Source organism: Streptomyces sp. SCSIO 30461 (genome assembly GCF_037023745.1).
Classification (GTDB): domain Bacteria; phylum Actinomycetota; class Actinomycetes; order Streptomycetales; family Streptomycetaceae; genus Streptomyces.
Map to the genome: position 1 here is coordinate 5924804 of NZ_CP146101.1, position 15415 is coordinate 5940218.

The following is a 15415-nucleotide window of genomic DNA, read 5'->3' on the forward strand; positions in this document are numbered from 1 at the left end:
TACTCACGAAGGACGAGCCTAAGGGGTCACGGGGACTATTCCCGCGCCGGGGCGCCTTCCGCCGCCGCCCGGACGTCGATCTCGCGCCAGAATCCCGCCCGGATCGCATAGCGATCGTGCTCGTCGATCTGGTCGTCCTTGTGTGCGAGCAGACCGAAGCGTGCGGCGTAGCGGAGCAGTTCGCCGTCGATGCGGTGCGGGATACGGGGGTACATGCTGGACAGCTTCTGCACATGGGCCGGATCGGGGAGCCGCTCCATCCAGCGGCGCGCGAACACCTGCCCGACCTCATAGGGATCGCCGCCGACCGTGGTGATGTCCTCCTCGCGGTCCGCCCAGCGCTGCTCGGCGCTGGTGAGCTGGGCGAGGGTGGGCAGGGAGGCGGTCTCCGGGGGCTCGCCGAGCGTGCTGCCGCCGGGGCGCTCGATCCACCCCTTGTCGGAGGACCAGCGCAGGGTGGCGCCGGCCTGGGTGGTCCGATCCGCCGGCGCCGCGGGGCCGGCGGCCACCGGGCCACGCAGGCCGGCGAGGTCCTTGGGAGTCGGTACGCCCTTGGCCCCGGTGGCGGTTTCCATGGTGGCACCGTTCGGGGTGACCGTGTCCGCCGCGGCGGCGGCCGCGCCGTTCCGTACCACCTCCGCGACCTGCGCACGGCCATCGTCCACCGCACCGCCCGCGGCGGCCAGCGCCGCCTCGGGCAGCGGCGCGGAGAGGATCGCGGCGATCTCGGGACGGGGCGCCGGCGGTGGGGCGCACACCCCGCCGAGGTCCTTGGCCCGCACGGCCTGCGTGATCCAGGTCCGGTCGAGCACGCGGCGCTCGTCGGCCTCGGCGACAAGGTCCTCGGACTGGTTGTAGTCGCCGTCGGCTGCCTGTACTGCCCAGAGGTGGACGGCGACTCCGTGCTCCTTGGCGGACATGAGCCCGGGCAGCAGATCGCCGTCACCGGTGACCAGCACGATGTCCGAGCAGGCGCGGTTCCTGGCCAGTTCGGTGAGCTCGGCGTGCATGGCGGCGTCCACGCCCTTCTGCGCCCAGCGGCCGTCGCTCCGGGTCAGTGCGCCCAGGCGGACGGTCACCCGTGGCATCACGCGCAGCCGCCTGTGCTCCGGTTGGGGGACGCGGTCGGGGGCTCCGTCGAACCAGTAGATCCGCAACAGCGGCCGTTCCGTGTCGGCCTCGGCCCGCTCGCGCAGACCGTGGATGAGCGCGGCGTGGTCGACGGTGATGCGCGATCGGGCAGGTTCTCCGGCGAGGAGGCTCGCGGCGGCGCCCAGCAGATAGCCGGCGTCCACCAGGACGACGCAGCGGTCCACGTGTTCCACCCTCTTTCGGGAACCTCGGGATCGGAAGGTGCTCGGGTGTGCTTCGAGTCTGCCCCAATGCCGGAGTGTTGACGTCCGGAACTGGATCATCGGCGTGGCGAATTGGTGAATCGGCCCCTGGAAACGGGGCCGACTACCGAGGGCGACGTTCCGAAATGCGTCGTATGAACGGGTGTGTGAGGCTGAGGGCGGCCCAGCTTCTGGATCCCCCATTGGAGGCACACCATGGCCAAGAACAAGAACCGAGAACGCAAGCAGCCGGCCGCGTCGAACGCCGAGCGGAGCACGCAACAGGCCCGCTCCTCCTCGATGGAGGCTCAGGCCGAGCAGCGGGCGGCCCAGGTCACGCCCACGGAAATGGCGCACAAGGGTCGCCAGAAGCGCTTCGGCCACAACTGACGTCCACGTCTGACGGGCGGTGGCTGAGGAGCCCGACGACGGTCTGAGGGGTGCACCCGAGAGAACCGGGTGCACCCCTGAACGCTTTCGGGGCTCTCAGCCCGCCAGGCAGGACGGCCCCAGCAGCACCTTCAGGTCGCCGAAGAGCGCCGGGTCCGGCTGCACCCGGTGGCGGTCGAGCCGGAGCACCGTGGTCTTGCGGGCGCCCAGGAGCTTGATCCGCACCTCGGTGTTGCCCTTGTGGTGGCCGAGGATCTCCCCGAGCCGACTGATCATGGGCGGGGTCACCTTGACCGTGGGGATGGTGATCACCACGGGCGCGTTGGTGCCCGCGTTCGACAGGTCGGGGACCATCAGCTCCATCGCGACCAGCCGGGGCACGTCCTCGCGCTTGTCGAGACGACCCTTCACGAAGACGACCGTGTCCTCGACCAGCTGGGTGGACACCAACTGGTAGGTGGCCGGGAAGAACATGCACTCGATGGACCCGGCGAGGTCCTCGACGGTGGCGATGGCCCAGGCGTTGCCCTGCTTGGTCATCTTGCGCTGGAGGCCCGAGATGATGCCGCCGATGGTGACGACCGCGCCGTCCCCGTGCTCACCTCCGGTGAGCTGGGCGATCGCAGCGTCCGCCTTGTCGCTGAGCACATGCTCGATACCGAAGAGCGGATGGTCGGAGACATACAGTCCGAGCATCTCGCGCTCCTGGGCGAGCAGATAGGACTTCTCCCACTCGACATCGGAGAACTCGACGTCGAGGCCGAAGCCGGGCTCGCTGCTGTCCTCCTCCCCCATGCCGCCGAAGAGGTCGAACTGGCCCTCGGCCTCCTTGCGCTTGACGGCGACCACATTGTCGATCATGGGTTCATGCTGGGCCACCAGCCCCTTGCGGGTGTGGCCCATCTCGTCGAAGGCACCGGCCTTGATCAGGGACTCGACGGTCCGCTTGTTGCAGACGACGGCCTCGACCTTGTCGAGGAAGTCGGGGAACGAGCTGTACTTCCCCTTGGCCTTGCGGCACTTGATGATCGACTCGACCACGTTCTGCCCGACGTTGCGCACCGCTGTGAGGCCGAAGAGGATCACGTCGTCGCCCTGGGCGGCGAAGTTCGCCTCGGACTCGTTCACATTGGGCGGCAGCACCTTGATGCCCATGCGGCGGCACTCGTTCAGATAGACCGCGGACTTGTCCTTGTCGTCCTTGACCGAGGTGAGCAGGCCCGCCATGTACTCCGCGGGGTGGTTGGCCTTGAGATACGCGGTCCAGTACGAGACCAGCCCGTACGCGGCGGAGTGGGCCTTGTTGAAGGCGTAGCCGGCGAAGGGGACCAGCACGTCCCACAGGGCCTGGATGGCCTGGTCGCTGTAGTCCTTCTTCCGCGCGCCCTCCTGGAAGAGGACGAAGTTCTTCGCCAGCTCCTCCGGCTTCTTCTTGCCCATCACGCGGCGGAGGATGTCGGCCTCGCCGAGCGAGTACCCGGCGATGATCTGGGCGGCCTTCTGCACCTGCTCCTGGTACACGATCAGGCCGTAGGTGACATCCAGGACCTCCCTGAGCGGCTCCTCCAGCTCGGGGTGGATCGGGGTGATCTCCTGCTGGCCGTTCTTGCGCAGGGCGTAGTTGGTGTGCGAGTTCATGCCCATCGGGCCCGGCCGGTACAGGGCGGACACGGCGGAGATGTCCTCGAAGTTGTCCGGCTTCATCAGCCGCAGCAGTGAACGCATGGGGCCGCCGTCGAACTGGAACACGCCGAGGGTGTCGCCGCGCTGGAGCAGCTCGAAGGTCTTGGGGTCGTCGAGCGGAAGGCTCAGGAGATCGATGTCGATCCCCTTGTTGGCCTTCACCATCTTGACGGCGTCGTCCATGATCGTGAGGTTGCGCAGGCCGAGGAAGTCCATCTTCAGCAGACCGAGCGACTCGCAACTCGGATAGTCCCACTGGGTGATGGTGACGCCGTCGGTGTGCCTGACCCAGACGGGGACGTGCTCGGTGATGGTCTCGCTGGACATGATCACGCCCGCGGCGTGCACACCCATCTGCCGGACGAGGCCTTCCACACCGCGGGCGGTGTCGATCACCTTCTTCACATCCGGCTCGTTCTCGTACATCCCGCGGACCTCGCCCGCCTCCGAGTACCGGGGGTGGGAGGAGTCGGTGATGCCGGAGAGCGGGATGCCCTTGCCGAGCACGTCGGCGGGCATGGCCTTGGTGATCCGGTCGCCCATGGCGTACGGATAGCCGAGGACGCGGGCGGAGTCCTTGATCGCGTTCTTGGCCTTGATGGTGCCGTAGGTGCCGATCATGGCGACCTTGTCGGCGCCGTACTTCTCCGTCACGTACCTGATCACCTCGACGCGCCTGCGCTCGTCGAAGTCGATGTCGACATCGGGCATCGAGATGCGCTCGGGGTTCAGGAAGCGCTCGAAGATCAGTCCGTGGGGAATCGGGTCGAGGTCGGTGATGCCGAGCGCGTAGGCCACGATCGAGCCGGCCGCCGAGCCACGGCCGGGGCCGACCGCGATGCCCTGGTTCTTGGCCCACATGATGAAGTCGGCGACCACGAGGAAGTAGCCGGGGAAGCCCATCGAGATGATGGTGTCCATCTCGTACTCGACCTGCTTCAGGCGGTCGTCGGGGATACCGCCCGGGAAGCGCCGCTCCATGCCGCGCATGGTCTCCTCACGGAACCAGGAGACCTCGGTGTAGCCCTCGGGGATGTCGAACTTGGGCATCAGGTTCCGCTGCTGGAACATCCCGTCGGTGCTGACCTGCTCGGCGACCAGCAGCGTGTTGCGGCAGCCCTCCTGCCAGGCGTCCGACGAGTCGATGGCGTACATCTCGTCGGTCGACTTCAGGTAGTAGCCGGTGCCGTCGAACTTGAAGCGGTCCGGGTCGGAGAGGTTCTTCCCGGTCTGGATGCACAGCAGCGCGTCATGGGCGCCCGCCTCATGGGCGTAGGTGTAGTGCGAGTCGTTGGTGACCAGCGGGGGGATGCCCAGTTCCTTGCCGATCTTCAGCAGATCGTCGCGGACCCGGCGCTCGATGTCGATGCCGTGGTCCATCAGCTCCAGGAAGTACCGCTCCTTGCCGAAGATGTCCTGGTACTCACCGGCCGCCTTGCGGGCTTCCTCGTACTGGCCGAGGCGCAGCCGGGTCTGGAGCTCGCCCGACGGGCAGCCGGTGGAGGCGATCAGGCCCTGGGACCACTGGGCGATGGTCTCCTTGTCCATCCGGGGCCACTTCTGGAGCCAGCCCTCGGCGTACGCGTCCGATGACAGCCGGAAGAGGTTGTGCAGGCCGGTCGCGTCCGCCGCCCAGATCGTCTTGTGGGTGTAACCACCCGAACCGGAGACGTCGTCCCGCTTCTGGTGCGGCTGACCCCACTGGATCTTCCGCTTGTTCCGCCGGGACTCGGGGGCCACATACGCCTCGATGCCGATGATCGGGGTGACCCCGGCCTTCTGCGCGGAGTGAAAGAACTCGTACGCCCCGTGCAGATTGCCGTGGTCGCTCATGGCGATATGCGTCATGCCCATCTCATTGCAGGCATTGAACATGTCCTTGAGCCGCGCCGCACCGTCCAGCAGGGAATACTGGGTGTGGACGTGAAGGTGCGTGAAGGGCGGCTTGGTCACGGCGGAAGGCCTCCGGCGAAGGGTAGGAGACAGGCCGCCGGGCAGTACGTGCCCCGCCGATCCTGTCTGAGCGGACAGCGAAGAAGTCTACGGCTCCGCACTGACAACCGCGGGGCACTCAGGACTACCGTCGGGAGTTGAGCGGGACGGACACCCCAGCCCTAGTTCGCTATGTTTCTCAGCACTCTCCCCGCACCAGGAGGCACCCAGCGATGTCGGTCCACCAGCCCACGGCCGGCGAGCGCGGCGAGCAGATCCTCGCCGTCTTCGACACTGCCTTCGGCGAGCTCCTGACCGCCGACCCGGCCGCGTTCCGGGTGAAGTTCCGCAAGATGGCCGGCTCGGCCTTCGCCTTCTACCGGGGCACGGCGTGCCTCTTCTACTCCGACCTGGAGCGCGAGCAGCACGGCGGCGCCTACCTGGACGAGCGCACCAGCCGGGTGTGGATCCACGGCGACCTCCACGCCGAGAACTTCGGCACGTACCTGAACTCGAACGGCCGGCTGGTATTCAACGTCAACGACTTCGACGAGGCCTATGTCGGACCGTTCATCTGGGACGTCAAGCGGCTCTCCGCCTCGCTGGCCCTGATCGGCTACACCAAGGCGCTCAGCGACGAGCAGATCTCCGAGCTGGTGCGGACCTACGCGGCCGCCTACCGCGAGCGCATCCGCGCGCTGGCCGCGGGCGCCAAGGACGACGAGGTGCCGCCGTTCACGCTGGACACCGCGGAGGGACCGCTGCTCGGCACGCTGCGGACCGCCCGCGCGCTGACCCGGTTCGGGCTGCTGGACTCGATGACCGAGATCCGCGAGTACGAGCGGCGCTTCAGTGACGGCGGCGGCGCGATCGAGCTGGACGCGGCGACCCGCTACAAGGTGCTCGCGGCATTCGACGGCTATCTGGAGACCCTGCCGGAGGCGAGCCTGGCGCGCCCCGTCGCTTACCGGGTGAAGGACGTCGTGGGGCGGCGCGGCATCGGTATCGGCTCGGCCGGCCTGCCGTCGTACAACATCCTGCTGGAGGGCAACAGCGACGCCCTCGAGAACGATGTGGTGATCTACATGAAGCAGGCGCAGCTGCCTGAGGTGTCCCGGCACATCGCGGACGAGCGGGTGCGCGGCTACTTCCAGCACGAGGGGCACCGCACGGTGATCTCGCAGCGAGCGCTCCAGGACCACGCGGACCCGTGGCTGGGCTGGACCGAGCTGGACGGCGCGGGGCAGCTGGTCGCGGAGGTCTCGCCGTACGCGGTGGACCTCGACTGGTCGGACATCGACGATCCGGCGGAGATCTCGGAGACCGTCGCGGACCTGGGCCGGGCCACGGCCACGATGCACGCGGCCGCGGACGACGAGAGCGGCCACTCGCTGGTGCCGTTCTCCACGGAACGTGCCATCGACGCCGCGATCGCCGCAGACGAGGACGGCTTCGCCGAGCTGCTGGTGGACTTCGCGCACAGTTACGGCACACGGGCCAGGGCGGACCACCAGATCTTCGTGGACCTGTTCCGCAACGGGCGGATCCCGGGACTTCGGTAGCAGGTGATCCTGACCACACGGCGGGTGGGCGGGCCCGGGGCGCCTGGCCGGCGGTGCTCCGAGGAAGCGGCGGGCCGGAACTCCTGAAACACGGCTTAAGGGCTGTTTACGGCGCACCATGGCACACTCACTGATCGATGGACGTATCAGGGACCCGGCTCAGAGGGCTGCGGGCAGCGATCTTCACGGCGGTGGTCGTGACGCTGTCCGTGGCCTCGCATGTGCTGCTCTCCGGGGCACCGCTCCCCCCGGTCACCGTGAGCGCGGTCGCCGCCGGGGTGTTCCCGCTCTCCTACGCACTGGCCGGACGCGAGCGCGCGTTCGGCCCGATCGCCGCGGCGCTGGTCCCGCTGGAGCTGGCCGCCGACACCCTGTTCACCACGGGGCAGCACGTCTGTTACGGCGCCGCGGGCGGCCCGGTCGCCGGTTCGCTCCGGGCGGTCGGGGTCGATGTGCTCTGCGGCGGCGGGGTCGGTACCCCGCTGCCGGGAGTGGCGTCGTCCGAGGCACGGCTGGCCGCGCTGGTGGATACGCCCGACCCCGCCGCGCCGTGGCTGCTGCTCGCGGCGCACACGGCCGTGGGGCTGGTCGCCGCCGCCTGGCTGCGGAACGGCGAGGCGGCGCTCGCGGCACTGCTGCGCGCGGTCGCGGCCCTCGCGTTCCGACCGCTGCTGATCGCCGTGGCCACCGCCGTGCACGGCACCCTCCGTCCGGGACGTCCGGTACGGCCCTCCGGTCGGCCACGCTCCGGAATGGCCCTGCTGCTCGTTCACTCCGTGGGACGGAGAGGACCGCCGCTCCGGGCTCCCGCCCTCGTCTGAAGCGGCACCTCCCAGCACGCCCTGAACACGCAGAACATACGTTTACACGGAGAAACCACACATGAGCGCACGTAACAGCCAGGCCAACAAGGCAGCCGCCCGTGAGCGCCTCCGCGCGGAGCGCGAGCGCCAGGCCAAGAAGGACAAGATCAGGCGGCAGGTGGTCGTCGCCGCCTCGGTCGTCGGCGTGCTGGCCGCCGCGGGGGGCATCGCCGCCTTCGTCATGCACCTGAACAAGCCCTCGGCCTGGGAGGCGGCGAAGAGCGCGAAGGTCGTACAGCCGAAGAACACCGAGGGCGACAACGGCACGGCCCTGGTGATCGGCAAGCCGACCGCCAAGAAGACCCTGGAGCTGTACGAGGACTCGCGGTGCCCGATCTGCGCCTCCTTCGAGCAGGCGTCCGGCGAGACCATCAAGAAGGACGTGGACGCCGGGAAGTACAAGCTCAAGTACATCGGTGCCACCTTCATCGACAACGCCGACAACGGCGAGGGCTCGAAGAACGCCCTGTCCGCGCTGGGCGCGGCGCTCAATGTGAGCCCCGAGGCCTTCCTGGACTACAAGGCGGCGCTGTACTCCGCGAAGTTCCACCCCGACGAGCGCGACGACAAGTTCGCCAAGGACGACTACCTCATCGAGGTGGCGGACTCGGTGCCCGCGCTGAAGGGCAACGCCGAGTTCCGGAAGGCGGTCGAGGACGGCACCTACGACGCGTGGGCGCTGAAGATGTCCGCGGCGTTCGACTCCAGCGGCGTCCAGGGCACCCCGACCCTGAAGATGGACGGCAAGAAGATCACCGCCGAGGGTGCCGACTACGCGCCGAGGACCGCCGCGGAGTACCAGACCGCGATCGCCAAGGCCCTCAAGGGCTGACAGCAGACCAGATTTTCCGAACGGGCAGACGAAAGTTCATTCATTCGTCTGCCCGTTCGGCTTACTGATCAGTAGTCTGATCGGCCGTGACCAGACTGCTCCCCGCAACTCCAAGCCGCCGCACGGTCGTCAAGGCCGCCGCCACCGCAGTGACCACCGCGGCCGTCGCCGCCCCCGCGCTCGCTGCCGCCTCCACCGCTCACGCCGACGGCACACAGGGCACCGCGTTCCTGCACGGTGTCGCCTCGGGTGACCCCCTCTCCGACGGCGTGCTGCTGTGGACCCGCGTCACGCCGTCCCCGGACGCCGTGCCGGGTTCCGGCAAGGGCCCCGCCACGGAGGTGAGCTGGGAGGTCGCCGAGGACAGGGACTTCACCCGCATCGCCGCCGGCGGCCGTACCACCGCCACCGCGGCGAGCGACCACACCGTCAAGGTCGACGTGCGGGGACTGCGCGCGTCCACCGCCTACTACTTCCGCTTCAGCTCCGGCGGCGCGGTCTCCGCCACCGGCCGTACCCGCACCGCACCCGCGGTGGACGCGAACGCCTCCGGGGTGCGATTCGGAGTGGTGTCCTGCGCCAACTGGGAAGCCGGCTACTTCGCCGCGTACCGCCACCTCGCCACCCGCGCCGATCTGGACGCGGTCCTCCACCTCGGCGACTACATCTACGAGTACGGCACGGGCGGCTACCCGGAGGACAAGTACGTCGTCCGGCGGCACGAGCCCGCGCACGAGATCCTCAGCCTCGCCGACTACCGCACCCGGCACGGCAAGTACAAGACCGACACCGACCTCCAGGCGATGCACGCCGCCCACCCGCTCATCGCGATCTGGGACGACCACGAGATAGCCAACGACGCCTGGTCCGGCGGCGCCGAGAACCACACCCCGGGCGCCGAAGGCGACTACGCCGCCCGTGCCGCGGCGGCCAAGCAGGCGTACTTCGAGTGGATGCCGGTGCGCACCGCCACCGAAGGCACCGTCTACCGCCGGCTGCGCTTCGGCAAGCTGGCCGACCTCCATCTGCTGGACCTGCGGTCCTTCCGCTCCCAGCAGGCCTCGGTGGGCAGCGGCAAGGTCGACGACCCCGAGCGCACCATCACCGGCCGCGCCCAGCTCGACTGGCTCAAGTCGGGCCTCGCTTCGTCCGACGCCACCTGGAAACTGGTCGGCACCTCGGTGATGATCTCGCCGGTCGCCTTCGGCTCGCTTCCGGCGCATCTGCTGGGGCCGATCGCCGAGTTGCTCGGCCTGCCCACCGAGGGCCTCGCGATCAATGTCGACCAGTGGGACGGCTACACGGACGACCGCAAGGAGCTGCTGAAGCACCTGACGGACCGCGGTGTCAAGAACACCGTATTCCTCACCGGCGACATCCACATGGCCTGGGCCAACGACGTCCCGGTGAAGGCGGCGACGTATCCGCTGTCGCAGTCGGCCGCCACCGAGTTCGTGGTGACATCGGTGACCTCGGACAACCTGGACGACATGCTGCATGTCGCCCCGGGCACGGTCTCCTTGATCGCGCAGACCGCGATCAAGGCCGCCAACCGCCATGTGAAGTGGGTGGACATGGACCACCACGGCTACGGCGTGCTCGATGTGACCGCCGAACGCTCGCAGATGGACTACTACACGCTCTCCGACCGGACCAAGCAGGACGCGACGGCGTCCTGGACCCGCTCGTATCGGACCCTGAACGGGACCCAGAAGGTCGAGAAAGTGAACCAACCCGTCCGGTGAACCGGACGATTCCGCTCCCCTGGTTCCTCTAATCTGGCGCCATGAACGCGCCGGGGGATGTGATCGACGCGCGGTTCGAGCTGATCGAGCCGCTCGGCAGCGGAGGAATGGGCACGGTGTGGCGGGCTCGCGACACCGTGCTCCACCGCGAAGTGGCTCTGAAGGCAGTCAGATCCGAGGCGGGGGCGTCCGCGGACGTGCGGGAGAGGGTGCTGCGCGAGGCCCGTGCCCTCGCCCGGATCAGCCACCCGCACGTGGTGACCATCCATCACATCGTTGATGCGGAGCCGCATCCGTGGATCGTGATGGAGCTGGTGTCGGGCAGCTCGCTGCAACAACGTCTCGCACAAGGGCCGCTGGACCCGCGGGAGGCCGCCCGCGTCGGCCGCCAGGTGCTCTCAGGACTGAGCGCCGCGCACGCGGCCGGCATCCAGCACCGTGACGTCAAACCGGCCAACGTGCTGCTGCGGAACGGTGTTTCCCCCGGATCGGGCACGGAAGGCGCGGAGTCGCCGGTCGCCGTGCTCACCGACTTCGGTATCGCGGCACTGGAGGGGGCGACCTCGCTGACCATGACGGGCGAGCTGGTCGGCTCGCCCGAGTACATCGCCCCGGAACGGGTCCGCGGCCATGACCGGGACAACCCCGCGTCCGACCTGTGGTCACTTGGACTGGTGTTGTACGTGTGCGTGGAGGGAATCAGCCCGCTGCGCCGGGACTCCACCCTGGCGACCCTTGCGGCGGTTCTCGACGACCCCGTACCGCCCCCGGCGCGCTCCGGCCCGCTGGCCCCCGTACTGGAGGCCCTGCTGGTACGGGATCCGGCTGCGCGACCGAACGCCGGGGAACTGGACGCGATGCTGGCCCGGGTGGAGGCCGGCGCAGCACCGAACTGGTCCCAGCCGACGCTGACCGGGCCGCTGCTCCCGGGTCCGGTGGCCCCGCCCCCGGCCTTGTCCCCCGCACCTCCCGTTCCCACTCAACTGGACAGCCCGCGCCCCACTGTCCCATCGGCCGCGCCGGAGCCGGAGCGCCGCCGCACGGCCGTGGTGGTCGCCGCGGTCGCGGTGGCCGTCGCGATCACGGCCGCCACCGCGCTCGCCCTGACCCTGCACGGCCAGGATCGGGGCGCCGATGACGACGCCAAGGGCCCGACCGGTACGCACTCGTCCGCGACGGCACAGGTGGCGCCGGTCTCCTCACCGGCGGCGTCATCCGTGCCATCCGCCTCTCCCTCGGCCTCTTCGCTGTCCGCTCCGGCCGCCACGCCCACGCCCTCGGTCGGCCTGCCCGCCGCAAGCACGCCCGCCCCGGCACAGAGCCCGCCGCCGCAGACCGGGCGCTGGATCGCCCAACTTGTCTCGGAGCCCGTCAGCTCGGGTACGGCGGCCCGCGACCAACGTCTGGCCGCCGTGCGCGCCGATGTCCCGGAGGCGGAGGTACTGCGCAGCGACGACTACGCATCGCTGCGACCCGGGTTCTGGGTGGTCTACGCGCCGGGCCCGTTCACCAGCGGAGCGTCCGCGCTAATGTTCTGCGCCGAACGCGGCAGGACCACGGCGAACTCCTGTATCGGCCGCTATCTCAGCACCAGTGCGGACGACTTCGGATTCCAGTGCAGGCCCCCGGCGAGCAATCCCACGGGCCAGTGCTACCGCCCTTATTCCTGAGTCGCCAGCGAGTCGAGGAACTCCAGCGCCACCCGCCAGGTCCGCTCGGCCGCTTCCCCGTCGAAGTCCGGGAGTTCGGGGTCGGTGTACAGATGCCCCGCACCGGGATGACGGTGCACCTCGACATCGGCCCCCGCCCTGCCCATGCCGAGATACCAGGCCGTCAGCCAGTCATGCGGCTCGAACGGGTCGGGGTCGGCTACGTGCAGTTGCACGGGCAGCTCATCGACATGCACGTCATCCGCGATGTCCGACGTTCCGTGCAAAAGGAGCAAACCCCGCGCCTTCTCGTCGGCGAGCGCCAGGTTCTGCGCCACGGCGGCGCCGAACGAGAAGCCCGCATACACCAGCCCGCGCTCCGAGTGAGGGGCGGCCGCCAGGACCGCCCGCTTCAGGAGTTCGTCCATACCGACCTCGTCACGGAACTCCCTGGCCTCCTCGACGGACTCGAAGACGGACCCGCCGAACAGGTCGGGTGTCCACACCTGGTGCCCGGCGGCGCGCAGCCGCTCGGCAGCCGAGTGCACGGCCGGACGCGGACCGTACACAGAATGGAAAAGCATGATGTGCATGCGGTCAGGTTACGTTCGAAGTCATGGAGAACGTGCTGCGACCGATGATCGTCCTGGCCGGTTCGGTGGGACTGACGCTGCTGCTGGTCTGGTTCGCGGACCTGCTACTGCGCCGAGCCGACGCCCACCACACCGAGACCCCGCTGTGGGGCCTGCTGCGCCGTTGCCGGGCACCGCTCCAGGTGGTGCTGCTCACCGCGCTCCTGAGGGGCACCTACGGTGAGACGCACATCCCGGTCGTGGAGCGGAACGAACAGTTGATCGGCCATGTGCTGACTCTGGTGCTGATCGCCGCTTCCGCCTGGCTGGTGATGCGGATCGCCGCCGCCGTAGTCGAGTCCTCCTACTCCCGTTACGCGGCCAACACCAGCACCCGGGATCCGGCCCGGGTGCGCCGGGTGCGCACCCAGGTGGCGCTCGTCCAGCGGATCGTCACCGCCGTCATCTGCGTGGTGGCCGTCGCCTCGATGCTGCTGACCTTCCCGGGAATGGACAAGCTCGGCGCCTCACTGCTCGCGTCCGCCGGTGTGCTGGGCATCGTCGCCGGTGTCGCCGCGCAGTCCACGCTCGGCAACCTCTTCGCAGGCTTCCAGATCGCCTTCGGCGACATGGTGCGGATCGGCGACACGGTCGTGGTGGACGGCGAGTGGGGAACGGTGGAGGAGGTCACCCTCACATTCCTCGCGGTACGCACCTGGGACGAGCGGCGGATCACGATGCCGGTCTCGTACTTCACCAGCAAGCCGTTCGAGAACTGGTCACGCGGCGGGGCGCAGATGACCGGCACCGTCTTCCTGCATCTCGACCACTCGGCTCCGATGGGCGCAATGCGCGAGAAGCTCCAGGAGATCCTGCACGAGTGCAAGGCGTGGGACGGCCGCGAATGGTCGCTCGCGGTCACGGACAGCACGCCCAACTCGATGGTGGTGCGGGCCGTGGTCACCGCCAAGGACGCCGACGACCTCTGGACGGTGCGCTGCGCGGTGCGCGAGCAGTTGATCGGCTGGCTGTGCGAACGCCATCCGCACGCGCTGCCCCGCATCACGACGGCGATGGCCGTGGAAGCACCCGGAACGCACGCGGAGGAAGGCGCTCCTCGGCAGGGCGGACGGGGCTGATCCGGCTCAGGGGCAGCTCAGCGCAGGCTGCGTACGTCGAGATGCCGCAGCACCCGGTCCACCACCTCGGGGTCGGTACCCGGCTCGCTGCGGGCGGCCAACACCTCATGGCGTGCGGCGGACAGCATCTCGCGGGTGATCCGGGACACGGTGCGCAGCCGGTGCGCACGCTTGGTGTACCAGTCGCGGCGTTCCTCGTCGACGATGTCCGGGCTGATCCGGGTGCCGACGTCGTACGCGGCCCGCTGCAGCCGCTCGGCGATGTCCTCCGGCAGGTCCTCGACCTCTTCGATCTCCTTGAGCCTGTGCTTGGCCGCCCGTGCGGCCCGGCGCGCCAGCTCGCGTTCCAGGGCCCGCTCGGCTTCCGTGTCGGCCCGCACACCCAGGCGTTTCACCAGCCAGGGGAGGGTAAGCGCCTGCACGATCAGAGTGGTCATGATCACCGCGAAGGCGATGAAGATGATCTCGTCGCGGTACGGGAACGGCTCACCGTCCGCGGTACGCAGCGGGATCGCCAGGGCCAGCGCCACCGACGCCACTCCCCGCATGCCCGCCCACCACATGATGACGGTCTCGCGCCAACTGACCGGGATCTCCTCGTCGTAGTCGCGGATGCGGTGCAGCCGCTTGGCGAGTGCGGTGGCAGGGAGCAGGTACAGCAGCCGTACGCCGATGACGACGGCGACGACCACACCCGCCCACACGGCCAGCGTGGCCATCCCGGCCTCGTGCCCGGCCGTCGCAGCCCCGACGACGTGGGAGAGCTCAAGCCCGATCAGCCCGAACGCCAGGCCGGTCACCAGGGTGTCCACGATCTGCCAGAAGGTGTCCCCTGCCAGGCGTCCCATCACGTCGTCCGCGTCGACGGCGTTCTCGGCGAGGTAGAGAGCGGTGACCAGGACGGCGAGCACACCGGATCCGAGGAGTTCCTCGGCCAGCGCGTAGCTCACGAACGGCACCAGCAGGGTCAGTCCGATCTGGAGGGTGGCGTCGCCGAGGAGCCCCATCAGCCGGTTCGACAGCCAGCCGAGTGCCAGCCCGACCGCGACCGCGACCACCGCGGACAGCACCAGCTCCCCGGCCGCCCCGGGCCAGGAGAAGGTGCCGCTGACCGCGGCGGCGATCGCCACGTGGTAGAGCACGATCGCGGTGACGTCGTTGAAGAGCCCCTCGCCCTCCAGGATCGAGACCAACCGCCTGGGCAGCCCGAGCGATCCCGCGACGGCGGTGGCCGCGATCGGGTCGGGCGGTGCGACCAGCGCTCCCAGCACGACCGCGGCCGCCAGCGGCAGCCCGGGGACGACGGCGTTCGCGACCGCCGCGACCGCCGCGGTGGTGACGAACACCAAGGCGACGGCCAGCAGCAGGATGGGGCGGATGTTCGCGGTGAACTGGCGCCAGGACGTGCGTTGGACGGCGGCGTACAGCAGCGGCGGGAGCAGCAGCGGCAGGATGTACTCGGGCGGCAGGGCGATGTTCGGCACGAACGGCAGCAGCGCGAACACCACACCGAAGAGCGTCATCAGCACGGGAGCGGGCAGCCCGAGCCGCTCCCCCAGCGGCACGGTGACGACGGCGCCCAGCAACAGAACGAACAGCAGGGCCAATTGGTCCACGGGCGTACCTCCCGGAGGACGGTGCGTTGAGGTCGGCCCGGTAAGCCTGCCACGCGATCACCGTGAAACAGCCGTCACCCCACCCGGGGGCGGCACTG

11 protein-coding genes are annotated in these 15415 nt (G+C 69.3%); 7 read left to right on the forward strand and 4 right to left on the reverse strand.

All coding sequences use genetic code 11. The features are described from left to right. Positions 1-35 precede the first annotated feature (35 nt). Positions 36-1325, reverse strand: coding sequence for an NYN domain-containing protein (locus V1460_RS26600; RefSeq protein WP_338676143.1), 1290 nt, complete (start codon positions 1323-1325; stop codon positions 36-38). Between the two features lie 225 nt (positions 1326-1550). Between V1460_RS26600 and V1460_RS26605 the strand changes: the two genes are divergently transcribed. Next, positions 1551-1724 carry a hypothetical protein gene (locus V1460_RS26605; RefSeq protein ID WP_338676144.1) on the forward strand — a complete coding sequence of 58 codons (174 nt, stop codon included), beginning with the start codon at positions 1551-1553 and terminating at the stop codon, positions 1722-1724. A 96-nt stretch (positions 1725-1820) separates the two neighbouring features. Here V1460_RS26605 and dnaE read toward each other — a convergent pair whose 3' ends face one another. Next, complete coding sequence (dnaE, locus tag V1460_RS26610; protein WP_338676145.1) at positions 1821-5360, reverse strand: DNA polymerase III subunit alpha; 3540 nt, start codon at positions 5358-5360, stop codon at positions 1821-1823. 212 nt (positions 5361-5572) lie between these two features. Here dnaE and V1460_RS26615 point away from each other — a divergent pair, with 212 nt between their 5' ends. The 5 genes from V1460_RS26615 (at position 5573) to V1460_RS26635 (ending at position 12011) form a co-directional block, all read left to right on the forward strand. Beyond that, entirely contained in the window at positions 5573-6901 is a 1329-nt protein-coding gene (locus tag V1460_RS26615; protein ID WP_338676146.1) for a DUF2252 domain-containing protein, read from the forward strand. Positions 6902-7038: 137 nt separating this feature from the next. After that, entirely contained in the window at positions 7039-7722 is a 684-nt protein-coding gene (locus tag V1460_RS26620; protein ID WP_338676147.1) for a hypothetical protein, read from the forward strand. Positions 7723-7783: 61 nt separating this feature from the next. Continuing rightward, positions 7784-8596 carry a thioredoxin domain-containing protein gene (locus V1460_RS26625; protein ID WP_338676148.1) on the forward strand — a complete coding sequence of 271 codons (813 nt, stop codon included), beginning with the start codon at positions 7784-7786 and terminating at the stop codon, positions 8594-8596. A gap of 86 nt (positions 8597-8682) precedes the next feature. After that, entirely contained in the window at positions 8683-10341 is a 1659-nt protein-coding gene (locus V1460_RS26630; protein WP_338676149.1) for an alkaline phosphatase D family protein, read from the forward strand. A 41-nt stretch (positions 10342-10382) separates the two neighbouring features. Continuing rightward, positions 10383-12011 (forward strand): serine/threonine-protein kinase, encoded by a 1629-nt coding sequence (locus V1460_RS26635; RefSeq protein ID WP_338676150.1) that lies wholly within the window; start codon positions 10383-10385, stop codon positions 12009-12011. Here the strand turns inward: V1460_RS26635 and V1460_RS26640 are convergent. After that, a complete protein-coding gene (locus V1460_RS26640) occupies positions 12002-12583 on the reverse strand; it encodes a dienelactone hydrolase family protein (RefSeq protein ID WP_338676151.1) in 582 nt (193 codons plus the stop codon). The two genes, V1460_RS26635 and V1460_RS26640, sit on opposite strands and share 10 nt — an antisense overlap. Before the next feature lie 23 nt (positions 12584-12606). Between V1460_RS26640 and V1460_RS26645 the strand changes: the two genes are divergently transcribed. Then, on the forward strand, positions 12607-13701 hold the full coding sequence (locus tag V1460_RS26645) for a mechanosensitive ion channel domain-containing protein (RefSeq protein WP_338676152.1): 1095 nt from the start codon (positions 12607-12609) through the stop codon (positions 13699-13701). 17 nt (positions 13702-13718) lie between these two features. On the opposite strand, the gene V1460_RS26650 is transcribed toward V1460_RS26645, so the two are convergent. Beyond that, on the reverse strand, positions 13719-15317 hold the full coding sequence (locus V1460_RS26650) for a Na+/H+ antiporter (protein ID WP_338676153.1): 1599 nt from the start codon (positions 15315-15317) through the stop codon (positions 13719-13721). Positions 15318-15415 lie beyond the last annotated feature (98 nt).